The 22,745-nt window shown below is 57.2% G+C and carries 18 protein-coding genes and 2 pseudogenes; 3 read left to right on the top strand and 17 right to left on the bottom strand.

Annotated elements, in window-relative coordinates:
* Window positions 1-5 precede the first annotated feature (5 nt).
* Window positions 6-755, bottom strand: coding sequence for an SDR family oxidoreductase (locus tag AAAC48_RS07460; protein WP_340653576.1), 750 nt, complete (start codon window positions 753-755; stop codon window positions 6-8).
* 121 nt (window positions 756-876) lie between these two features.
* Here AAAC48_RS07460 and glpK point away from each other — a divergent pair, with 121 nt between their 5' ends.
* Window positions 877-2,367, top strand: a complete 1,491-nt coding sequence (gene glpK / locus AAAC48_RS07465) for a glycerol kinase GlpK (RefSeq protein WP_340653577.1) — start codon at window positions 877-879, stop codon at window positions 2,365-2,367.
* Between the two features lie 8 nt (window positions 2,368-2,375).
* On the opposite strand, the gene AAAC48_RS07470 is transcribed toward glpK, so the two are convergent.
* The gene (locus AAAC48_RS07470; protein ID WP_340653578.1) at window positions 2,376-4,571 is read right to left on the bottom strand and encodes a transglycosylase domain-containing protein; all 2,196 of its coding nucleotides are present in this window, start codon (window positions 4,569-4,571) and stop codon (window positions 2,376-2,378) included.
* A 663-nt stretch (window positions 4,572-5,234) separates the two neighbouring features.
* On the opposite strand from AAAC48_RS07470, the gene AAAC48_RS07475 reads away from it, so the two are divergent.
* Window positions 5,235-6,350 (top strand): acyltransferase family protein, encoded by a 1,116-nt coding sequence (locus tag AAAC48_RS07475; protein WP_340653579.1) that lies wholly within the window; start codon window positions 5,235-5,237, stop codon window positions 6,348-6,350.
* A 5-nt stretch (window positions 6,351-6,355) separates the two neighbouring features.
* Here AAAC48_RS07475 and AAAC48_RS07480 read toward each other — a convergent pair whose 3' ends face one another.
* On the bottom strand, window positions 6,356-6,973 hold the full coding sequence (locus AAAC48_RS07480; protein WP_340653580.1) for a ribonuclease D: 618 nt from the start codon (window positions 6,971-6,973) through the stop codon (window positions 6,356-6,358).
* 17 nt (window positions 6,974-6,990) lie between these two features.
* Window positions 6,991-8,379: a dipeptidase gene (locus AAAC48_RS07485; protein ID WP_340653581.1), complete on the bottom strand. Its 1,389-nt coding sequence runs from the start codon at window positions 8,377-8,379 to the stop codon at window positions 6,991-6,993.
* A 421-nt stretch (window positions 8,380-8,800) separates the two neighbouring features.
* Here AAAC48_RS07485 and polA point away from each other — a divergent pair, with 421 nt between their 5' ends.
* Window positions 8,801-11,761: a DNA polymerase I gene (polA, locus tag AAAC48_RS07490; protein WP_340653582.1), complete on the top strand. Its 2,961-nt coding sequence runs from the start codon at window positions 8,801-8,803 to the stop codon at window positions 11,759-11,761.
* Between the two features lies 1 nt (window position 11,762).
* Here polA and AAAC48_RS07495 read toward each other — a convergent pair whose 3' ends face one another.
* The 13 genes and pseudogenes from AAAC48_RS07495 to ubiA all read right to left on the bottom strand — a co-directional run.
* The gene (locus AAAC48_RS07495) at window positions 11,763-13,349 is read right to left on the bottom strand and encodes an FGGY-family carbohydrate kinase (RefSeq protein WP_340653583.1); all 1,587 of its coding nucleotides are present in this window, start codon (window positions 13,347-13,349) and stop codon (window positions 11,763-11,765) included.
* A complete protein-coding gene (locus tag AAAC48_RS07500) occupies window positions 13,346-14,032 on the bottom strand; it encodes an HAD family hydrolase (RefSeq protein ID WP_340653584.1) in 687 nt (228 codons plus the stop codon). The genes AAAC48_RS07495 and AAAC48_RS07500 overlap by 4 nt, the downstream gene beginning before the upstream one ends.
* The gene (locus AAAC48_RS07505) at window positions 14,032-15,510 is read right to left on the bottom strand and encodes a mannitol dehydrogenase family protein (RefSeq protein ID WP_340653585.1); all 1,479 of its coding nucleotides are present in this window, start codon (window positions 15,508-15,510) and stop codon (window positions 14,032-14,034) included. Before AAAC48_RS07505 ends, AAAC48_RS07500 begins: the two co-directional genes overlap by 1 nt.
* Window positions 15,511-15,574: 64 nt before the next feature.
* Window positions 15,575-16,351, bottom strand: coding sequence for an L-iditol 2-dehydrogenase (locus AAAC48_RS07510; RefSeq protein ID WP_340653586.1), 777 nt, complete (start codon window positions 16,349-16,351; stop codon window positions 15,575-15,577).
* Between the two features lie 18 nt (window positions 16,352-16,369).
* Complete coding sequence (locus tag AAAC48_RS07515; RefSeq protein WP_340653587.1) at window positions 16,370-17,368, bottom strand: ABC transporter ATP-binding protein; 999 nt, start codon at window positions 17,366-17,368, stop codon at window positions 16,370-16,372.
* Window positions 17,369-17,384: 16 nt separating this feature from the next.
* Window positions 17,385-18,215, bottom strand: a complete 831-nt coding sequence (locus AAAC48_RS07520) for a carbohydrate ABC transporter permease (RefSeq protein ID WP_340653588.1) — start codon at window positions 18,213-18,215, stop codon at window positions 17,385-17,387.
* Between the two features lie 4 nt (window positions 18,216-18,219).
* The gene (locus tag AAAC48_RS07525) at window positions 18,220-19,092 is read right to left on the bottom strand and encodes a sugar ABC transporter permease (RefSeq protein ID WP_340653589.1); all 873 of its coding nucleotides are present in this window, start codon (window positions 19,090-19,092) and stop codon (window positions 18,220-18,222) included.
* 101 nt (window positions 19,093-19,193) lie between these two features.
* A complete protein-coding gene (locus AAAC48_RS07530; RefSeq protein ID WP_340653590.1) occupies window positions 19,194-20,504 on the bottom strand; it encodes a sugar ABC transporter substrate-binding protein in 1,311 nt (436 codons plus the stop codon).
* Between the two features lie 121 nt (window positions 20,505-20,625).
* Window positions 20,626-21,582, bottom strand: coding sequence for a sugar-binding transcriptional regulator (locus tag AAAC48_RS07535; RefSeq protein ID WP_340653597.1), 957 nt, complete (start codon window positions 21,580-21,582; stop codon window positions 20,626-20,628).
* A gap of 82 nt (window positions 21,583-21,664) precedes the next feature.
* Window positions 21,665-21,937: pseudogene (locus AAAC48_RS07540) on the bottom strand (SelT/SelW/SelH family protein); the annotation flags it as partial.
* Complete coding sequence (locus tag AAAC48_RS07545; RefSeq protein ID WP_340653591.1) at window positions 21,934-22,218, bottom strand: hypothetical protein; 285 nt, start codon at window positions 22,216-22,218, stop codon at window positions 21,934-21,936. The gene AAAC48_RS07545 and the pseudogene AAAC48_RS07540, both read right to left, overlap by 4 nt.
* Before the next feature lie 6 nt (window positions 22,219-22,224).
* The gene (locus tag AAAC48_RS07550) at window positions 22,225-22,392 is read right to left on the bottom strand and encodes a hypothetical protein (RefSeq protein WP_340653592.1); all 168 of its coding nucleotides are present in this window, start codon (window positions 22,390-22,392) and stop codon (window positions 22,225-22,227) included.
* Between the two features lie 210 nt (window positions 22,393-22,602).
* Window positions 22,603-22,745, bottom strand: a pseudogene (gene ubiA, locus AAAC48_RS07555) (4-hydroxybenzoate octaprenyltransferase); the annotation flags it as partial.

A 22,745-nucleotide genomic window follows, 5' to 3' on the forward strand; every position in this document is an offset into this window, starting at 1 on the left:
TGATCCTAAACGTGCTGTCCGCCGTTGATGTGAATTTCCGAACCGGTCACATAGGACGACGACTCTGTGCAGAGGAAATAGATCGTCTCGGCGACCTCAGCTGTCTTGCCGAGCCGGCGGAGCGGCAGATGTTCGACCAGCTTGTCTGTGCCAGGAGACAGAATTGCCGTATCGATCTCGCCTGGCGCAATGGCATTGACGCGTATCCCGTGCGGACCAAAATCCGACGCCATTTCACGTGTCAGCGAGGCGAGCGCTGCCTTGGACGTGGCGTAGGCGGTGCCGGCAAAGGGATGGACGCGGCTGCCGGCAATCGATGTCACGTTGACCACCGATCCCTGCGCAGCCTCAAGTTCCTGGAACAGGCCCCGCGCCAGCATGATCGGCGCAAAGAAATTTACTTGAAACACCGTCATCCATGTCTGCATCGGCGTCTCGATCGAATCGAGCCGGTCGCCCGAACTGTTCTTCGGTGAAATACCGGCATTGTTCACCAACGCGTTCAGCTTGCCGCCCTCGGCCGCGAGTCTTTGGCGAATCTCTAAGACCGCATGGTCGACATCGGCAGGATCGGCAAGATCCACCTTGATGTGATCCTCGGGACCTGCCGGCCAGGGGCAATTATCATCAAAGCTCTGGCGTGAGCAGGTAATGACGCGCCAGCCGGCGCGGGAAAAACGTTTGACAGTAGCGTGGCCGATCCCTCGACTCGCACCGGTCAGCACAAGCACCTTGCGTGGTTCATCGTTTGTCATGCGAATACTCCGTTGCCACAGCAATATCCTATCGCACTGCAAAATTCGAGGCATATCATGTCGCAACGATTGATCTGCCGGGATCAAATACATATCGTGGCGCGCAAATCAGGGGGGAAGCATGAACGGATACGTCCTGGCCATCGATCAAGGCACCACGTCGAGCCGTGCCATCATTTTTGACAAGACCCGTAAGGTCGCTGGCAAGAGCCAGCAGGAATTCACGCAGATCTATCCGCAATCCGGCTGGGTGGAGCACGATCCGGAGGAAATCTGGCAGTCCGTGCTCAGTACATGCCAAGTGGCGATCGAGAATGCCAAGATCCAGGCAGGCGATGTGGCGGCAATTGGCATAACCAATCAGCGCGAGACTGTTATCGTTTGGGACAAGGCCACCGGAAAGCCGATCCATAATGCCATTGTCTGGCAAGACAGACGAACGGCTTCCCTTTGCCAGAAATTGAAGAAGCAGGGTCTCGAAAAGAAATTCAGCAGGAAGACGGGTCTCCTGCTCGACCCCTATTTCTCTGGCACAAAGCTGTCATGGATACTCGACAAGGTGCCGGGAGCACGCAAGCGAGCGGCGAATGGCGAATTGCTGTTCGGGACGGTCGACTGTTTCCTTATCTGGCGACTGACCGGTGGCAAGGTGCATGCAACGGATGCCACCAATGCGTCCCGGACGCTGCTTTTCAATATCGCGACGAACGAATGGGACGACGAACTGCTTGAAATTCTTCGCATCCCGCGCGCCATGCTGCCGGACGTCAAGGATTGCGCTGCCAACTATGGAGCAGCCGAAGCCGATCTATTTGGCGCTGCTATTCCCATTCTCGGCGTTGCCGGCGACCAGCACGCAGCTGCGATCGGACAGGCCTGTTTCGAACCCGGCATGTTCAAATCCACCTATGGGACGGGCTGCTTTGCACTTCTCAACACCGGCAGCGATATGGTCCTTTCCAAGAACCGTCTCCTGACAACGATTGCCTACCGGCTCAATGGGAAAACGACCTATGCGCTGGAAGGCTCGATCTTCATCGCCGGTGCGGCCGTGCAATGGTTGCGGGACGGGTTGAAGATCATTGGCTCGGCTCCGGAAACCGGAAAGCTCGCCGATCAGGCGGATCCCAGCCAGAACGTATATTTGGTACCGGCCTTTGTCGGGCTTGGCGCTCCGCATTGGGACGCCGAAGCGCGGGGAGCGATCTACGGCCTAACGCGCAATTCCGGCCCCGCCGAATTTGCCCGCGCGGCGCTCGAATCGGTCGCGTACCAGACGCGCGACCTGCTCGATGCGATGCGTAAGGACTGGAAGTCCGCCGATACGAGGACCGTCTTGCGTGTCGATGGCGGCATGGTCGCTTCGGACTGGACCATGCAGCGTCTTGCCGACATTCTCGATGCGCCAGTCGATCGCCCGGTCATCCTCGAAACGACGGCCCTCGGTGCTGCCTGGCTTGCCGGATCGAAGGCCGGCATCTGGCCGAACCGCCGCGAGTTCTCCAAGACTTGGGAACGCGACACGCAATTCACCCCGAAAATGGACGAGAAAACCCGCAAGACCAAGATTGCGGGGTGGAAATCGGCGGTGAAGCGCACGCTCACATATTGAACGCGCGCTTAATTTCCCATGATCAGATCGAACAGGGTCGTCTTGCGTCCCTTTTGACCATTGCCACCGACGTTGGCTGGAGGGACCGGACGGGTTGAACCGGTCTGATCGCCAAGATCGGCCGGCGGCATAGGTCCAGCCGGATCGAGCTGCGCGGAAGGCACGCCTTCGGCCGCTGGAACAGCTGGATCGCTGCCAGAGGGGAGGATGTCGTTGCCGTCATTGACCTGCTGATGCAGCTGGTAGTCCCCTGGCAGCTGGGCAACCGGCACACCCTTGTGCGCGGCAACCATGAAGTCTTTCCAGGCGATCGCAGGCAGAGATCCGCCGGTGATCTTCTTTGTCGGCTTGCCGTCATCGTTGCCGAACCACACACCGGTCGTCAGGTTTGACGTATAGCCGATGAACCAGGCATCGCGGAAATTCTGACTGGTGCCGGTTTTACCGGCCGCTGGCCAGCCGAACTTCGCCTTCGTCGCGGTACCGCTTTCCACCGTCTGGCGCAGCATCGCATTCATCATCCCGACATTACGCGGGTCGATGACCCGACTCGGCGCGGGGCTCTTATATTCGTAAAGCACTTTGCCCTCGTTGGTGGTCACGCGGCGGATGATGTGAATCGGCGCCTTGTAACCGCCATTGGCAAAGGGCACGAAGGAATCGGTCAGTTCGAGCAGCGTGACTTCCGATGTTCCGAGCGCGAGCGACGCATTTGAGGTGAGGTTGGATTCGATGCCAAGGCGGTGGGCCGTTGAAACGACCGTGTTTGGCCCGACTTCCATGACCAATTGCGCCGAAACCGAGTTCAATGAGCGCGCCAGAGCCTCTGCAAGTGTGACCTTGCCGAAATACTTGCCGTTATAGTTTCCGGGTGTCCAATTGCCGATGCGGATAGGCGCATCATTACGGATCGATTCCGGGGTAAACCCCTGTTCCAGTGCCGAAAGGTATACGAACGGCTTGAAGGCCGAGCCCGGCTGGCGCTTGGCCTCGCTTGCACGGTCAAATTGGCTGTTGGCATAGTCGTAACCGCCGATGAGCGCTCGCACGGCTCCGGTGCCATCCACCGAGACCATTGCCCCTTGCGAAACGTTGAGCTTATCGCCGTTCTTGCTGATCAGGTCACGAATCGATGCTTCGCCGAGCTTTTGCAAGCCAAGATCGACCGTTGTGTCGACGATGACATCGCTGCGCACGTCACCGATCAGGCCAGGCAGTTCCTCCATTGCCCGGTCAGCCACATACTGTTCCGAACCACTCCAATAGGAAGCAGCCCGAGTGGCCGGCTGCTTCATCGCGAAGTTCAGCTCCTTCTCGCCAATCATGCCTTGTTCGCGCATGGCCGCTAGAACGAGCTGCGCACGTTCGCTGGCGGCTTTAGGATCACGGGCCGGTGATAGCCGTGATGGCGCTTTCAGCAGACCGGCGATCAGCGCCGCTTCCGGTAACGTGACTTCCTTGGCTGATTTATCGAAATAGCGCCTGGACGCAGCAGCTACACCGTAGGAACCCGAGCCAAGGTAGACCCGGTTCAGATACATCTCCAGAATCTGGTCCTTCGTATATTTATGCTCCAGCCACAGGGCGAGCAAAACCTCCTGTACCTTGCGCTCGATCGTGCGGTCTGGCGTCAGGAACAGGTTTTTCGCCAACTGCTGGGTAATGGTCGAACCACCCTGCACCAACCGTCCGGAGATGACATTTGTTGCCATGGCGCGGGCAAAACCGATCGGGTCGACGCCGAAATGCGAATAGAAGCGACGATCCTCAATGGCAACCACTGCTTCCGGCAAGTAGGGCGACATGTCATGCAGGCGAATCGCTTCACCCCCTGATGCGCCGCGATTGGCGATCAAATCGCCTTGGACTGAAACGATCTTCACGTTTGGCGGACGATCAGGGATCGACCATGTAGTGGTCTGCGGCATCTTCGCCGCGAAGTAGATAACCGTTCCCGCCAAGGCAATGCCGCCCCAGATGCACAGCACGAATGTCCAGTAGACCGCACGCCGCAAGAGTGCCAGAAAGCCGCCCCCAGAACTGCTGCGGCGGGACCTTCCACGTTTCGATTTGGTGGATTTGCGGGTGGTCTTGCGTTTCGCCACGGGCCTGTCCTCCGGATCTGCGCGCAAATCATCGCCCGAACGGCGGTCCGAACTGAACCCCGGCTCGATGCGTTGTTTGCCCCTATCGCGTGATGCCATTAATAAGAAGTCCCGCCCTAACAGCTGCAAGAATGATCCGCGACCCGTTGCAGGGTAAATGCGGCGATTTAAGGTGCAGTTAAAGTCTGGAATATTCGACTTCGGGTCATCTCATGCGTGATTGAGAAATCGTTTAAGCAAAGCTAATTTGACCTGATCAATCACGGGGTAAACCGATGCGACTTGTCGTTCTTGCAGGCCTGATGGCGATATTAAGCGGTTGCGGCGGTGGCGCCATCGAACGACTCAATCCGGCTCCGGCATCGGAAGCCCAGTATCGCCTCGGCGGTTGCCAGCTCCGCGGCCATGGCGTTTGCAAGGATATACAAGGCGCACAAACAGGCACTCTGGCCAATTAGAGCCCCCTAAAACTGCCTAAGCTGATTAAAAAATGATCGCACGCGTAAAATATTATCTTGCAGCCCTTGAAAAGCGGCTGAGCCAGTCCTATTTTCATCCTTGCGTAACGAGCGGTTCTCCTCCCATTTTTCGCTCGTTGCGTGTTCCCCTCTGGACGCTTTAGCGTTCACAATTCGCCGGGCTTATGCCCGGCTCTTTTGTTTTTGGGCTCTGCTGGCGTCTTCAGACCGTTAATCACTCGAATTTAACTTCCCCTTCTCTAATTTCACCTACGTAGGAACTGGTTTGGGGGAACAAAAACGTATGAGCACCGGCGAAAAGGCACGCGTCTATTGGGTCGATATAGCCAAGGGCATCTGCATCATCTTTGTGGTCATGATGCATTCGGTTCTTGGTGTCGAGAACGAAGCTGGCGCGCGCGGCTGGATGCACGCTGTCGTTGCTTTCGCACAACCCTTCCGTATGCCCGATTTCTTCCTGATTTCTGGCCTGTTTCTTGGTCTGGTTATTGACCGCTCCTGGCTGCGCTACGCCGACCGCAAGGTCGTGCATTTTGCCTATTTCTACGTTCTTTGGCTGACGATCCAGTTCCTGTTCAAGACCCCTGGCATCGTTGCGGAAAGTGATTTGGGCGGAGCCATCTCGGCCTATCTTGTAGCCTTTATCCAACCCTTCGGCACTTTGTGGTTCATATACCTCTTGCCGGTGTTTTTCGTGGTCACCCGCCTTCTGAAGGGCGTGAATGTTTGGCTGATCCTGATTATTGCCGCAGCTCTTGAGACTTTGCCGATCCATACAGGTTGGCTGGTGATCGACGAATTCTGCAGCCGCTTCGTCTATTTCTTTGCCGGCTACGCCTTTGCGCCAATGATTTTTCGGCTCGCCGAATGGTTGCGGCAACGCCCGCAGACAGCATTGGCAATTCTCGGCATCTGGGCTGTCCTCAACGGATGGCTCGTGTTCCATCCTGCGCCCGAGCCATTTTCGGCGTGGATACCGGAAGAAAGTTACACGTCCGGTGGGCTTGGCGGCTGGAGCAGCGTCCCTTTGATCTCATTGGCTGCGGGTTTTGCTGGGGCATTGGCGATTGTGTCGGTTTCCGCGCTCATTGCAGGTTCGCATTCCGCTTGGCATAGGATTGTGGTGCCGCTGCGCTGGCTTGGCGCCCACTCAATTGTGGTCTACCTCGCCTTCTTCCTGCCCATGGCGATTGCTCGCACGATCCTGCTCGAGAGCGGCATGATTACTGATATTGGGACAGTGTCACTCTTGACCGTAGCAAGCGGCGTGGTTGGTCCGGTCATCCTCTACGGGCTTATTCAATGGAGCGGCTACGGTCAGTTTCTCTTCAAACGGCCGCAATGGGCCCATATCGATCGAGTTACGGCTCCAAGAAAGGCATTTGCGTCGGCCGAATAACTATCTCAACTATGCGCGAAAATGTCCTGCTCATCCCAACCCATAAGATCAAGTTTGGCGCGGGTTGGGAGAAACTCGAAGCAAGCTGCAGCTTCGTCAGCACGTCCGTCTCGAACCAGCCGCTGTTGCAGAATCGCCCGGAGGCGATGCAGATAGAGAACATCGGACGCGGCGTATTCAAGTTGGGCCTGACTGAGTTCCGGTGCTGCCCAGTCCGATGACTGCTGCTGTTTGGAGAGGTTTACATCCAGCAATTCACTGCAGATTTCCTTCAAGCCATGCCGATCCGTGTAGGTGCGCACCAGACGAGAAGCGATTTTTGTGCAGAAGACGGGCTTCGGCGTGACGCCGAAGGTATGGAAAAGCACTGCAAGGTCGAAGCGGCCGAAGTGGAAAATCTTGGTGATGGCGTCATCACCAAGAAGCTTTACCAAATTGGGCGCTGCTTTCTGGCCCTTGTCGATCTGGATGACATCCGCAGAGCCGTCACCCGGGGAAATTTGCACGACACAGAGCCGGTCACGATGCGGATTTAGCCCCAGCGTCTCCGTGTCGATTGCGACGGCATCGACCTGATAGTGCTTCAGGTCAGGCAGATCATTTCGGTGAAAGCGAATGGTCATCGAATTTTCCCTTTCAATTATTTGGCAAGCGCCGAAAGGATACGCGCCCAAGACCGCTGACCCTTATGGAAGGAGTTTAGCTCATATTTCTCATTCGGCGAATGAATGCGGTCATCTTCCAGGCCATAACCCACGAGGAGTGAATCCATACCGAGCAGGCGCTGGAAATCGCCGACGATCGGGATCGATCCGCCCATGGCAATGAGCACCGCTGGTTTCGGCCACTCATCGCTCAAGGCGTTCTTGGCTTTGGTGAGCAATGGTGAATCATAGGATAGCTGGATCGCCGGCGAGCCGCCGTGCTCATGGAACTCTACCGAGCAATCGGCGGGAATACGCTCCCGGACGAAAGCCCTGAAGGCTTCGCGGATCTTCGCCGGATCCTGCTTGTGTACCAAGCGGAACGACACCTTCGCCGACGCCTGTGCCGCGATGACTGTCTTGAACCCCTGACCGGTATAGCCACCCGTAATGCCGTTGATTTCGGCCGTCGGTCGCGCCCAGATCAGTTCCAGTATTGAACGTCCCTTTTCGCCGGACGGAATGGAAAGCCCTACTGGACCAAGAAAGTTTTCTGGTGTCGAACCAAGGCCTTCCCATGTCTGTAGTATCTGCGTTGGCGTTTCCTCAACACCGTCATAGAATCCCGAAATGGTAATGGCGCCGTTTTCATCGTGCAGGTCGGCAAGGACTTTCGTAAGAACATGGATCGGATTGGCTGCAGCACCGCCGAACATTCCCGAATGGAGGTCGCGATCAGCTGCCTTGACGACAATTTCCTCGCCGACGAGGCCACGCAGACCGACCGAAATTGCCGGTGTTTGTGCGTCCCACATACCGGTATCGCAGACGAGGGCGAAGTCTGCCTTCAATTCTTCCTTGTGAGCGTTGAGAAACGGCTTCAGTGATGGCGAACCAGATTCTTCTTCGCCTTCGAACAGGATGGAGACCTTTACCGGCAACCTGCCGTGCACCTCCTTGTAAGCGCGGCAAGCTTCGACAAAGGTCATCAACTGTCCCTTGTCATCGGACGTGCCGCGGCCGGTCAGTATCTTGCGTCCATTGCCCATCTCCTTGATCGCCGGCGCGAACGGGTCGTTCTCCCACAACTCCAACGGATCGACTGGTTGCACATCGTAGTGACCATAGAACAGCACATGCGGGGCATCCGCGCTCGGACCCTCGTGGTGGGCAACGACCATCGGGTGTCCCGGTGTATCGCGCACGCTCGCCTCAAAACCGATGGATTTCAGATCGGCAACAAGCCACTCGGCGGCTTTGCGGCATTCGGCTTTGAAGGCCGGATCAGTCGAGATGGACTTGATTTTCAACAGGTCGAAAAGTCGCTCCAGACTGTTGTCGAGGTTTGTATCAAGTGCATTCAAGACAGGTTCGAGAGCTGACATGGTATTTCCTGATTTTTTGTAAGCCGGATTCGTGAAGGGAGTACTTCTTAGCGCATTTTGGCGATGGCGGCATAAAAAAGTGCCAACAACTTGGCCACAAAAGAAATGGCCGCCGTGGCGGGGGGACCACAGGCGACCAGATCACTACACTCATTTGCGGTCAGCCCTGGAGAGGGGGATGAGGCTGGCCACAAGTCCGGGGTCAGGCGGGGGACGAGCCTTCATTCCGGACATCGATCTAACGTCGACACCCTGGATTTGGGGGTCAAACCGTGGCAATTCAAGGGCACCGCAGATTACATCTTTGTAACAAACGCGTGATGCACATTTGTCAGGATAAAGACCCGTCCAAGCGATCTTCCGTTGAAAGAAAAAGACAGATCATTCCCTTTTTGCTGATGATCATTTAATCGTAGGCACCATGAAAAAAGGTGATCATCTCTTCCTCGTCGACGGCTCCGGTTACATCTTTCGGGCCTATCACGCACTCCCCCCACTGACACGCAAATCCGACGGTTTGCCGGTGGGAGCCGTCTCCGGATTCTGCAACATGTTGTGGAAGTTGCTCCGAGAGGCGCGGGATACCTCGGTTCGCGATACGCCAACGCATTTCGCAGTGATCTTCGACTATTCATCGCATACATTCCGCAAGGAAATCTATCCCGAATACAAGGCCAACCGCTCAGCGCCGCCGGAAGATCTGATCCCTCAATTCGGTCTCATCCGCCAGGCCACCAGGGCCTTCAACCTGCCCTGCATCGAAAAGGACGGTTATGAGGCTGATGACCTGATCGCAACTTATGCGCGCATGGCTGAGGGAGCAGGCGCAGAGGTCACCATCATCTCCTCCGACAAGGACCTCATGCAGCTCGTCACTCCAAACGTGTCGATGTATGACAGCATGAAGGACAAGCAGATCGGTATTCCGGATGTCATCGAGAAGTGGGGTGTGCCGCCGGAGAAGATGATTGATCTCCAGGCGCTGACTGGCGATTCGACCGACAATGTGCCAGGTATTCCCGGTATCGGACCAAAGACTGCCGCACAATTGCTGGAAGAGTTCGGCGATCTTGACACGCTGCTTGCCCGCGCTGGCGAGATCAAGCAGCAGAAGCGACGCGAAAACATCCTTCAATATGCCGATCAGGCACGCATTTCGCGCCAACTGGTGACGCTGAAGAAAGACACGCCAATCGATGTCGGTATCGAGGACTTCAGCCTTGAGCCGCAAGACGGGCGCAAGCTCATCGCTTTCCTGAAGACCATGGAATTCAACTCATTGATCCGTCGCGCGGCAGAAGCCACCGGAGTGGATGCGAGTGAGATTGAGCCTGCACGCTTGAAAGTCGAAGCAGTCGCCGAGGCACATGGACCGGACGTTGATGTGCCCCCTGCCGAAGGTCAAGCTCCGAGCCGCCAAGCATTGCCAGAAACAAACCTGGCGGTGGGTTCACCCAAGCAATCCGCATCGAATGTCGCCGCGACTCCGGCTGACCTTGTGAAATCGCGCACCGACGAGACGCTCGCCGCCAAATTCGATCGAAGCGCCTATATCACCATTCGCGATGTCGCGACGCTTCAGATCTGGATCGATGAGGCGATGGCATCGGGTGTGATCGCCTTCGATACGGAGACCGACTCTGCGGATCCGATGCAGGCCGACGTGGTAGGATTGTCGCTTGCCACTCGCCCAGGCCGCGCGGCCTATATCCCAATCAGTCACAAGTCGGGCGATGGCGACCTCCTTGGCGGTGGTCTGAGAGAACATCAGATACCCGAACGCGAAGTCTTCGATATGTTGAAGCCGCTTCTCGAAGACCGCTCGGTTCTCAAGATTGCGCATAGCATGAAGTTTGAGTGGCTGGTCATGCATCGCCATGGCATCGATCTCCACCCGCTCGATGACACGATGCTTATCTCCTACGTGCTCGACGCCGGCGAAGGCAGTCACAGCATGGACAGTCTTTGCGACCGCTGGCTTGGACACAAACCCCTCGCCTACAAGGACTTGACCGGTTCGGGTAAGGCTTCGGTTACATTTGACAAGGTTGCGATTGAACGTGCCACTGAGTATGCAGCCGAAGACGCCGACGTGACTTTGCGTTTGTGGCGCCTACTAAAGCCGCGTCTTGTTGCCGATGGACTAGTGTCGGTCTACGAGCGGCTGGAACGCCCGCTCATCCCCGTGCTAGCCCGTATGGAAGAGCGCGGCATTTCCGTCGACCGGCAGATCCTTTCGCGGTTGTCGGGCGATCTCGCCCAATCGGCCGCCGCCATTGAGGAGGATATCTACCGGCTCGCCGGCGAAAAAATCAATATCGGTTCTCCCAAACAGATGGGCGATATCCTGTTTGGCAAGATGGGCCTGCCCGGTGGTTCAAAGACCAAGACCGGTCAATGGTCAACCTCTGCACAGCTTCTTGAAGACCTCGCCGCTGAGGGCCATGAGCTACCGCGCAAGATCGTCGATTGGCGTCAGCTTACCAAACTCAAGTCCACCTATACGGACGCGTTGCCGGGCTATATCAACCCACGCACCAAACGTGTCCACACCTCCTACGCCATGGCAGCCACTTCTACGGGACGTCTCTCTTCGTCCGAGCCGAACCTGCAGAACATTCCGGTACGCACCAGCGAAGGCCGCAAGATCCGCACTGCCTTCATTGCGGAGCATGGCAAGAAGCTGATTTCAGCCGACTACAGCCAGATCGAACTGCGTGTGCTCGCACATGTGGCCGAAATTCCCCAACTGACCCAGGCCTTTGCCGACGGCATCGATATTCATGCCATGACCGCGTCGGAAATGTTCGGTGTCCCGGTCAAGGACATGCCTTCCGAGGTGCGGCGCCGCGCCAAGGCGATCAATTTTGGCATCATTTACGGTATTTCCGCCTTCGGTCTTGCCAACCAGCTGTCGATTGCGCGCGAGGAGGCCGGCCAATATATCCGCACCTATTTCGAACGTTTTCCCGGCATCAAGGATTACATGGAATCGACGAAGGCCTTTGCCCGCCAGCATGGTTATGTCGAGACGATCTTTGGGCGGCGTGCGCACTATCCGGAGATACGTTCGTCCAATCCACAACACCGGGCATTCAACGAACGGGCCGCAATCAACGCGCCGATCCAGGGTTCCGCGGCAGATATTATCCGCCGCGCCATGGTGCGCATGGAGCCAGCTCTCGACAAGGCTAAACTCTCGGCGCGCATGCTCTTGCAAGTGCATGATGAATTGATCTTCGAGACCGCTGAAGACGAGGTGGAGGCGACTATCCCGGTCATTCGTGAGGTCATGGAGAACGCGGCAATGCCAGCGATTTCTCTTTCAGTCCCGCTGCATGTCGACGCGCGCGCCGCTGACAACTGGGACGAGGCTCACTGACTTATTGAAGCGTGTCCAGTACTTTGCGCTGGGCATGCATCTCAAGGAAAATGCGGTAATCGCGGTCGAAGCGCTTGCGCGCGTCTGGATTTGGTTGGCGCGGTCGGCCCCCCTGTTTCATCGCGATACAGGCCGAGGGCAAATCAGCGTAGAGCCCCGCTGCTGTTGCTGCCACCATGGCGGTGCCAAGCAGCACCGCATCCTCCGCGGCCGACGTGATCACCGTGCAGCCTGTTGCATCGGCATAAAGTTCCATCAGCAGCGGGCTCTTCGTGTGCCCGCCCGTGACATGCATGGTGTCGATCGCATAACCCTTGTCGTTCAGCGCTTCGAGAATATGGCGCACGCCAAGTGCAATGCCGACTGACGTACGCCAATAGAGCCTGCAGAGGCTGTCGAAGGATGCATCCAGCGTCAGACCACTGATCACACCGACCGCGTGCGGATCGGCGAGCGGGGAGCGGTTGCCATGAAAATCGGGAAGGACATGCAGCCGGCCGGCTAGATCAAGCCCCTCCTTTTCACGCAGTTCCATGACCCGATCGGTGATCTTCTTGTGCAAGGCCGTGTTCGGCTCACCAACCGCTCCGTGCCAGCGAATAACATGATCCAGCAAGGCACCAGTTACCGACTGGCCACCCTCGCTTAACCAGCAATCCGGCAAGGCCACACCATAATATGGTCCCCAGCCGCCGCTGAAGGAAATTGGCTCCTGCGAAAGAGCCATCAGACAACTAGACGTGCCCGCGATCAGAGCGAGATGCCTGTCGATCTGCGAAAGATCGCCTGCAAAGCCGCCCAGTACCCCAAGTGCACCGGCATAGGCGTCGATCAACCCGGCGCCAACACGGCATGTCGTGGTCAGTCCCAATGCCTTGGCCGCTTCCGGCGTCAAAGGACCCACAAATGCCCCCATTGGACTGGCGTGATCAGGGAGATTCCCATGCGCTATCATGTCCTCCAGGCCGATGGTCTCTAGATAGTCCGGCTGCCAACCCTCGCTTTCATGCGCGAGATATGTCCATTTACAGGTCAGCGTGCATTGCGAGCGAGCGAGTGAACCTGAAGCTTTCCAACTCAGATAGTCCGCAAGGTCGAAGAGGTAGCCGGCTTTGTTCCAGCTATCCGGCAAGTGCCGCTTTAGCCACATCAACTTCGGGGTCTGCATTTCGGGGGACATCACACCGCCAAGATAGCTCAGCACCTTGTGGCCGGTCGCCGTGCACTCATCCGCTTCATCCAGCGCCCGGTGGTCAAGCCACACGATGGTATCCCAGCGCGCCTCGCCCGACGTCGAGACAGTCAGCGGCATGCCGTCTTTGTCGCGCACGACGAGTGAACAAGTTGCATCGAAGCTGATACCCACAACTTGCGATGGATCGACTTCGGAGGCTGCTACGGCGCCCTTTACAGCGATACAGACAGATTTCCAGATGTCCTGCGAATCGTGCTCGGCATGATCGGCAATTGGTCTATTCATCAAAATGGGATGTTCAACGCGGCCAAGAAGATTTCCGGCTGAATCAAGAATGCCCGCACGGGCGCTCCCTGTCCCAACATCGACCGCACAGACGAATTTCGGCATCAACGAGCTTTCGGTGTGGCTTCCTGCGAGGCGAGCAAGCCTGGTAGTTCCAACATGTCGTTGAATATACGGTCTGGCTTTAGAGACGCAAGTGCCGCTTCCAGCCGTCCGCCGCGCGAATGCGTACCGCCGGTAAACGCGAAGACACGCATCCCCGCACTCTTCGCCGCTTCGATCCCGGCCGGGCTGTCTTCAATCACGACACAATCTTTTGGTGGCGTTTTCATTGTTTTCGCCGCGAGCAAAAACAGATCTGGTGCTGGTTTACCACGTTTTACCATGGTTGCGCTGAAGATATGCGGATCAAGCAGATCAATCAGTCCCGTGAGTCTTAGGGACAAGCGAATGCGGTCCGGCTGGCTCGAAGAGGCAACGCAGCGCGGCACATCAAGTGTTCGCAAGGTTTCGGCGATCCCGGGGATAGGTTTCAGATCTAGCTCGAAGCGCGCAAAAAGATTGGCGCGCATCTCGTCGAGGTCGGCCTCACTCGCGGCAAAACCGTATTCCTCATGCAATATCTTGCTGATAGTCGTCATACTACGCCCGAGAAAGCGATCATAGGCGTCGTCTTCGGACAATGTGGTTCCGCTCTTGGAGATCATGTCGAGCAGGACAGCAATGGAAATTGGCTCGCTATCCACGAGGACACCGTCACAATCGAAGATGACCAGCGCCGGTTTGGACATCAGAGCTTATCGGCAAGGTAGAGTTTCAAAGTCTCGCGTGCGCCATTATCCCAGAGGGTTCGGAGGATTCGTGAGAACGATTCCACAAAGATTGGATTTGTTCCAACATCGCCGAAAATATCGTTCATCGCGAGAAAAGCCTTCGGATCGTCCTTTGCCTTCAGGGCTTCAACCTTCAATCGTTCAGCGCTGGCGTCAAGATAGTTTGTCGGCTTTCCGGTATCTGTGGTTCCGGCACAGAAGCGGCTCCAGAGTGCTGAGACAAGCGAGAGTCCTGTGATACTTTTGCCCGCCTCCAGCCGATCTGCCGTGGTCGGCAGGATGAATTTCGGCTGGCGATTAGAGCCGTCCTGGCAGAGGCGCTGGATTGTGTCACCAATCTTCGGATTGGAGAAACGCCTGACGATGAGATCAAAATACGCGTCGAAGGGCATGCCAGGGACCGGCGGCAGAACGGGAATGATCTCCTCGCGTTCAAGTTTCGTCAGGAAGTTGCGGATCAAGGGCTCTTCCATGGCTTCATGCACGAAATGGATATCCATCAACGCCGCCGGATAGGCGATGGCCGCGTGGCCTCCATTGAGAATGCGGATTTTCATCAACTCATAAGGTGCAACGTCTTGCACGAACGTAACACCCACCTTCTCGAGTGCCGGACGTCCGGTCGGGAAATAATCTTCCAACACCCATTGCTTGAATGGTTCGCAGAAGACCGGCCAATTATCCTCGACACCGAAGTCGGTGACGAGCAGGCCCCGTTCCCGGTCGGTGGTAGCCGGTGTGATGCGATCGACCATGCTGTTTGGGAAAGCGACATCGTCCTTGACCCACTTGGCCAAATTCGCGTCGATCAACGCGGCAAGCCCGCTGACGGCGTCGCTCGTCACATGACCGTTGCCGGGAATATTATCGCAAGACATGACGGTGAATGGTGCAGTGCCTTCATCGCGGCGGCGGATAAGGCCGGCAAGGATCAGGCCAAACACGGTTTTCGGGTCTTTGATATTGGCCGCGTCGGCCACGATTGCCGGATGTTTCGGATTGAAAACGCCGGACGCCGGATCAATGAAATAGCCACCCTCGGTGATGGTCAGAGAAACAATGCGGATTGCAGGATCAGCAAGGCGGGCAATGGTGTTAGCCGTTTCGCCCGGATTCAGGTAGTCGATCATCGACGCAGTGACATGGGCAGTTCTGTGGCCGCTATCCTGCTCGACAACAGTGGTCAGCCAGTCCTGTTGCTGCAATTTCTGCCGCATGGTTTCGTCGGAGGCGAGGACACCGGCGCCGACGATAGCCCATTGGTGATCAGCTCCTGCATTGAATAATTCGTCCAGATAGACCGCCTGATGCGCGCGGTGAAAATTCCCGATACCGAAATGGATGATCCCGGCTTTCAGATCGGACTGGCTGTAGCCAGGAACGCCGACATTCTTCGGCAGTTGCTGCAACGCGGCTTTGGAGAGTTTAACAGTCATCGGGCCTAACCCCTCTTTTCATGTAAGGTGTACCTGCGCCGTATCTGATGCGGCGCCGGGAAAGTCAGCTCATCCAGTTGCCGCCGTCCACGTTATAGGTCTGGGCGACGACATAATCGCTCTCGCTGCTTGCCAGGAAAATCGCCATGCCGGTCAAATCTTCTGCAGTGCCCATGCGGCCATAGGGAACGGCTTCGCCGACGAGGCGCTTTTTCTCGCCGCGTGGTCTGTTCTCATATTTGGCGAAAAGCGCGTCGACGCCTTCCCAGTGCTCGCCGTCGACCACACCGGGCGCAATCGCGTTCACATTTATGCCGTGCTCGATCAGGTTGAGCCCCGCCGATTGGGTCAGGCTGATCACGGCTGCCTTGGTGGCGCAATAGATCGCCACAAGCGGCTCACCGCGCCGTCCGGCTTGGCTCGCCATATTGATGATCTTGCCGCCCTTGCCGCGTGCGATCATTGCCTTGGCAACGGCCTGCAATGTGAACAACGTGCCGGAAAAATTGACTGCAAAGAGCTTGTCGCAACTTTCGCGCGTGATTTCGACGATCGGAGCCAGATCGAACAGCGCAGCATTGTTGATGAGTACGTCGATGCCGGCAAACTTGTCGACGGTTTCTTTCACCGCCGCATCAATCGACGCCTGGTTGGTCACGTCGAGGCTGACCGCATATGCCCCGGCTCCCAACTCCTTCGCGGTTTCTTGCGCGCTTTCGAGATTGATGTCGGCAATCACCACATGGGCGGCGCCTTCACGCAGGTACGCTTCGGCAAAAGCACGGCCGATACCGCGTGCGGAGCCTGTAATAAATGCTGTCTTGCCTGCAAGTCTGTTCATTTCAAATTGCCCATCATTTCAAATTGCCTGGCCGTTCGCATCAAATCGGTGCAGGCGCGCTGGCTCCGGCGTGAGATACACCTGCTGGCCGAACTCGGTACTGAAATCGCCATCGGTTCGCACGGTGATCTTGCCAACGCCATCAACCTGCACGTGGATGAAAGTGTCGGAGCCAAGATGTTCCGTGACGCCGACCGTCCCTTTCCAGGTACCTTCAGTCTTCGAGATGCGAATATGTTCCGGACGCACGCCCAGTGTCACCGCATTCTGCTTGGCGGCTTCCAGGCCTTCGATAAGGTTCATGCGCGGGGAGCCAATGAAGCCGGCTACAAAAACATTCCTCGGGCTCCGGTAGAGATCGAGTGGCGATCCGACTTGTTCGATACGCCCGGCATTCAGCACCACGATCTTGTCGGCCATGGTCATGGCTTCCACCTGGTCATGCGTTACATAGATCATCGTCGTCTTCAGCTGATGGTGGAGGTCGCTGATCTCAAGGCGCATGTTACCGCGCAGCGCCGCATCGAGATTGGACAAGGGCTCATCGAAGAGGAACGCCTTTGGCTGGCGCACGATCGCCCGGCCAATGGCCACGCGTTGGCGCTGACCGCCGGACAATTGTCCCGGACGACGGTCGAGATAGTTGGTGAGGTTGAGGATATGCGCCGCGTCCTTGACCTTCTTGTCGATTGCGCCTTTGTCCTGGCCATCCATCTTCAGCGGAAAGGCAATATTGCCGTAGACGCTCATATGAGGGTAGAGCGCGTAGGATTGAAACACCATCGAAAGACCGCGCTTGGCGGGTGCCTCGTTGGACATGTCCTTGCCGTCAATGACGATCCGACCGCCGCTCAGATCTTCGAGGCCTGCGATCATGCGCAGCAAGGTCGACTTTCCGCAGCCCGAGGGGCCGACGAAAACAACGAACTCGCCATCGTCGATTTCAAGGTCAATTTCAGGAATGACCGAGGTGGTTCCAAATGACTTCGATACTTTTTGGAGCGTAATACTTCCCATAATATCCTCCCTGAAATTACTTGACGGCGCCGAAGGTCAGGCCACGAACCAGCTGCTTTTGCGAGAACCATCCCATGATCAGGATAGGAGCAATCGCCATAGTCGATGCGGCCGACAACTTGGCCCAGAACAGGCCTTCGGGACTCGAGTAGGATGCGATAAAGGCCGTTAGCGGCGCGGCGTTGGAGGCGGAAAGGTTCAGCGTCCAGAAAGCCTCGTTCCATGCAAGAATGATGTTGAGGAGCATGGTCGATGCGATACCGGGCACCGCCATGGGCGTCAGCACATAAACGATCTCCTTCATCAGTGATGCGCCATCCATGCGCGCCGCTTCAAGGATCTCGCCCGGTATTTCCTTGAAATAGGTGTAGAGCATCCAGACGATGATCGGCAGATTGATCATTGTAAGTACACCAACCAAACCAATGCGCGTATCCAGCAGGCCCCAATCACGGAAGATCAGGTACAGCGGCACCAGCACCCCGACTGGCGGCATCATCTTGGTGGACAGCATCCACATCAGGACGTCCTTGGTGCGCTTGGTCGGCGAGAACGCCATGGCCCAGGCAGCCGGAATGGCGAGCGCCAAGCCAATCAGGGTCGATCCAACCGAAATCACAATGGAATTGGTGACGTGCTTCATGTAGTCAGAACGGCTTTGCACCTCGCGATAGTTCTCGAGCGTCCAGTCGAAGAACAGGAACTGCGGCGGCGTTGCAACCGCGGTCCCTTCAGTCTTGAAGCTGGTCAGAAAAGTCCACAGGATCGGGAAAAAGATCAGGAAACCGATTGCCCAGCCGAGGATCGTGAATGTCATCTTGCGGCGTGTGGTGATTGTGCGGGCCATGGCTCTACCTCTCGAGGTTCTTGCCGATGAGGCGAATGAGGAAGAAGGCGACGATATTGGCGAGAACAACTGCAACGATACCGCCTGCCGAGGCACCACCCACGTCGAACTGCAGCAAGGCTTGTGCGTAGATAAGATAGGTGATGTTCGTCGTCTGGATGCCCGGGCCACCATTGGTTGTCACCAGGATTTCGGCGAAGACGCTGAGCAGGAAAATCGTCTGGATCAGGATAACGACAGTGATCGCGCGCGACATGTGCGGCAATACCAGATAGAAGAAGCGCGAGAGCGCGCCAGCGCCATCCATCTCCGCCGCCTCGATCTGTTCGCCGTCTAGCGATTGCAGGGCAGTCAGCAGGATGAGCGTGGCGAAGGGCAGCCATTGCCATGCAACGATGAGGATGATCGAGAAGAGTGGCAGTTCTGCAAACCAGTCGATGGGCTGGAGCCCGAATGAGCGGGCAATCCATGCAAACAAGCCGTTGACTGGATGCATCAGCATGTTTTTCCACACGAGCGCGGAAACCGTCGGCATGACGAAGAACGGCGCGATAACCAGCAGCCGGACGATGCCCTGCCCGAAAAATGGCTGATCAAGAACGAGCGCCAGCAGGATACCGCCGATAACCGTGATCAACAGCGTGCCACCGACGAGGGTCAACGTATTGGCAAGAGCCGTGAAGAATGAAGGGTCGGTCAGAAAATACTGATAGTTGAGAAAGCCGATAAATTCCTCGGTCCCCGGCATCAACAGATTGTAGCGCAGGAACGAAAAATACAGCGTCATGACAAGCGGCACGATCATCCACAGAAACAGGAGGATGACGGCGGGCGACATCATGAAACGGGCAGTTGCGCGTGTCTGAAGCGTGGCCATGGTCGGGTTCCAATGCAGTAATCATTAAAAGTGAGAATGCAAAAGGAGGCCCGGGCGGCCCCCGACATTTGCGTCGCGAGCCGTCCGGAGCCAGGAGGATTCTACTTGATGTAGCCGCCCTTGGTCATCTCCCGGATCGTCAGCTGCTGCGCACTTTGCAACGCCTGATCCACACTGACAGAGCCGGCAAGTGCCGCCGAGAACTGCTGGCCGACGGCCGTGCCAATGCCCTGGAATTCAGGAATGGCGACGAACTGGCCGCCCGTATAGGGCACCGGCTTGACCGTTGGCTTGGTCGTGTTCGCCGCATTCATCGCATCGAGCGTGATCTTGGCGAAGGGAGCAGCCTTCTGATATTCCGGATTGGCATAGAGCGACTTGCGTGTGCCCGGAGGAACATTGGCCCAGCCCTCCTTGCTGGCGACGAGCTCGGTATAGGCCTTGTCCGTCGCCCAGGAGACGAACTTTTGCGCAGCTTCCGCCTTCTTGGTGCTGGCCGGCACGCCGAGGTTCCAGGCCCAGAGCCAATTTCCGTGGTTCTCGACGCCGCCGGTCGGGAAGAGCGCATAGCCCACCTTGTCGGCAACCTTTGACTCCTTGGGGTTGGTCAACATGGATGCAGCAACCGTCGCATCGATCCAGATGCCGCACTTGCCGGTCTGGAACAAGGCCAGGTTTTCATTGAAGCCATTGGACGATGCTCCGGGAGGGCCGGCTTCCTTCATCAGGTCGACGTAGAATTTGAGTGCTTTCTTCCATTCCGGCTGGTCGAATTGCGGGTGCCACTTCTCGTCGAACCAGCGGGCACCAAACGAATTGGCAGTCGCGGTCAGGAGCGCCATGTTCTCGCCCCAGCCGGCCTTGCCGCGCAGACAAATGCCGTAGGTCTCGGTCGACTTGTCGGTCATCTTCTTCGCAGCTTCGGCGATCTGGTCCCAGGTCGGCTTCTCGGGGATCTTCACGCCGGCCTTTTCGGCGAGATCTGTGCGGTACATCACCATGGCGCTTTCGCCATAGAAGGGCGAGGCGTAGAGCTTGCCGTCAACGGAGACGGCCGCGTCGATAGCCGGCAAAAGGTCGGACTTGTCATAATCCTTGCCGAGACCGTCTAGCGGCAGCAGCCAGCCCTGCTTGGCCCAGATCGGCACTTCATAGGTGCCGATGGTCATGATGTCGTACTGTCCGCCCTTGGTGGCGATGTCGGTGGTGACGCGCTGACGCAGCACGTTTTCTTCAAGCGTCACCCAGTTGAGCTGAATGTCCGGATTTTTCTTGGCAAAGTCGTCGGTCAATTTCTGCATGCGAACCATGTCGCTATTATTGACGGTGGCGATGGTCAGCGTTTCGGCATGGGCGAAACTCGCCATGGCGAGCGCAGACACGGCGCCGAGCAGAAGCGTTCTCGTTAACATCTCATTCCTCCCGAATGTTATGAGCAATTGCTTGTCTTCTGGGCAAATACTCACACAACGGCGAAACAAGTCAAGTGCAATTCGTTGCTGCACTGCAGCAATGGTTGTCAGGAGGGGATATTCATTTACCGGAGAGAAGTGCTTCCGCGGTCTGCTCGTCCGTAATCAAACCGTTGATAAGTTTACCCTTTATCGCGGCGACGATGCCAGGAAGCTTTTTTGCACCCTTGGCGGTGGCAATGACGGTCGCCGTATCGCGTGACGGGATCTGCGCGCTGGCGACGCGGGCATTGGTGAGGCCCTCGATGGGCTCGCCATTGCGATCGAAGGCGCGACCGATGATTTCGCAGACCGCGCCGGCCTGGCGCAGCGCGTTCAGTTCCTCGCGCGAAATGAAGCCGTCGATGAACAGCGGCGCGTCTTCGCCAAGATCGCCGATGCCGAGAAAAGCGACATTCGCCCGCGCCGACAGTTCCAGCACCGGGCGGATCATCGCCTGGCTGTGCAGGAGCTCGCGCTCCTCCGGCGAGGAGGCGATGACCGGCAGCGGCATCGGGAAGGAGCGCGCCTTGATCTTGTCGGCAATGTTGAAAATGACGTTGTAGAAAGCCGCCGAACCATCCGGCGAGATATTGCCGGTCAGCGACACCACCTTGTGCTGCGGACACTCGATCGGCGACAGCTGTTCGATGGCCGCCTTCAGGGTGCGGCCGGTGCCGATACCGAGAACGATCGGTTCTTCCGATTTGAGCCAGCGCGTCATTTCCGCCGCCGCCGCATCGGCCACACCGAGCGTCGTCGAGCTGGAGCCCGGATCGGTCGGCACCACCTCCGCCATCTTGAGATCGAAGCGTGCTTTCAGCTGCGCGGCGAGATCGAGACAACGGGCAATCGGATGGTCGAGCCTGACCTTGACCAGCCCCTCCGACACCGCCAGCGACACCATGCGCTGTGCCGATTGCCGCGAAATGCCGAGCTTGGCGGCAATCTCGTCCTGCGTGTTGCCGGCGACGTAGTATAACCAGCCGGCACGCGCGGCGTCGTCCAGCTTCGTTGTCGTAACTTCCGGCTTACTCATCTTGATTCCGTGGTTCGCCGTTCGACAGCTCACGAGGCTCACCATGAGGGAGGTGGACGCTTTCTTCGGACTTCTTATGCCCGTCGGAATGGCCGAGATCGCGCTCGGGCCAGACGATATCGCGTACCTTCTGCTTCAGGACCTTGGCCTCGGGAAAACCGCCATCGCGCTTGCGCTCCCAGACAAGATCGCCGTTCACATGGATTTCGAAGACGCCGCCGGTGCCGGGGATCAGCGCTACTTCACCGAGATCGGCGCCAAACGTGGAGAGCAGCTCCTGCGCCATCCAGGCGGAGCGAAGGAGCCAGCTGCACTGCGTGCAATAGTGAATGGTGATGCGCGGTTTCGTTGTCATGTCTCGTCTTCTAACATTTCCGCGCCGGGATGTAAGCTGCCGTCTGCGGCAACCAGCACAACATGTTTCGTCTTCCGTATGCTGAACATCTCGCGCACGCCTGCGCGCACCCGCTCGGCCATGTCGATCGTACCGCAGAGAGGAAAAAGTGGAATCGGATAATTGTCCTTCGCACCTGGCAAACGTATTCCAGTGCAACGGCGCTTGCGGCGGCAACCGGGTTTGTTGCACGTCTTGTGATAGCCATAGGCCGTCGCCATTGCTTGGAAAACCGCCAGCATGATAATTCAGCGCCGGTGGGTCCGTTTGTTCATCTCCCATTCGGCCGCATATTGCTCGTCCGTCTGGTGGGCTCCTTGCGGAAATCTTTCCAAGGGAGCCGTCGGCAATGGGTCCGGTATGAAATCCAGGAAGGGCCACATCTTTGCCGTCGATCGCCGTTGCTTCTTGCGCATGCCTCACCTCCATGTCGTTGAGCCTTACCACGCCCGCTTTCGCGTCTGGCCATTGAATGATGGTGGGAAGACGGGCGGTCCTCGGATCGCATGCTTATCTACAAAGACGCGCTTCGATGACCGCCCGTTTTCCCAACCACTCAATGGCCAGACGCGAAAGCGGGCGTTGCAAGGGCAAGCCACACCCGGTTCTTTGACATTGCGATGGGTCTAGAAGAGTGGCTTGACCACGGTCCATAGACCGCCAAACACCAGACCGAGGAAAATCAGCCAGCCGACTACGGTATTCGATTTGAACAGCCGCAGGCATTCGGTCGGATTGTCGATGTCGAGGGTCATGATCTGTCGATACA

It is taken from the genome of Phyllobacterium sp. (assembly GCF_037994405.1).
Lineage (GTDB): Bacteria > Pseudomonadota > Alphaproteobacteria > Rhizobiales > Rhizobiaceae > Phyllobacterium.